This is a genomic window from Rhizobium sp. 18055 (genome assembly GCF_902706285.1).
In the GTDB taxonomy this organism is placed as follows: Bacteria; Pseudomonadota; Alphaproteobacteria; order Rhizobiales; family Rhizobiaceae; genus Rhizobium.
The window spans coordinates 1-440 of sequence record NZ_CACSKD010000285.1 but is presented as its reverse complement, the minus strand read 5'-3'; the positions used below and the strand labels follow the sequence as shown (position 1 = coordinate 440).

At 37.5% G+C, this 440-nt stretch carries 1 protein-coding gene and 1 pseudogene; both read right to left on the bottom strand.

What is annotated here, in order from left to right; all coding sequences use genetic code 11:
• A partial coding sequence (locus tag GVL52_RS29140) for an FAD-binding protein (protein WP_160012748.1) occupies positions 1–192 on the bottom strand: 192 nt, incomplete at its 3' end.
• 51 nt (positions 193–243) lie between these two features.
• A pseudogene (locus GVL52_RS29135) lies at positions 244–440 on the bottom strand (succinate dehydrogenase); the annotation flags it as partial.

The following is a 440-nucleotide window of genomic DNA, read 5'->3' as shown; positions in this document are numbered from 1 at the left end:
AATCCAAGGAGAATCGCCTTCCCCTTTAGTATTGACCGCACCATTAATGCCACCTTGGGCACAAACAGAGTGCGAACGCTTTACTGGTACAACTGAGAACAAATCTACATGTGCACCTTTTTCTGCCGCTTTAATTGTTGACATTAAGCCCGCTAGGCCACCTCCGACAACAATAAGATGTTTCTCTGCCATAAAAATTTCACTCCCCTAAATTTTCAATCTATATTTGTTAAATGCGATGTATTACATAAAGGCAATAATTGCAGTAACACCAATATACGAAATAACTAAAAATACGATTAATGAAACCCATGTAAATACTCGTTGTGATTTTGGAGATTGAAGTCCACCCCAAGTAACTAAGAATGACCATAAGCCATTTGCAAAGTGGAACACAACAGCAATAATACAAATAATATAAAATATTGCCCATCCAGGAT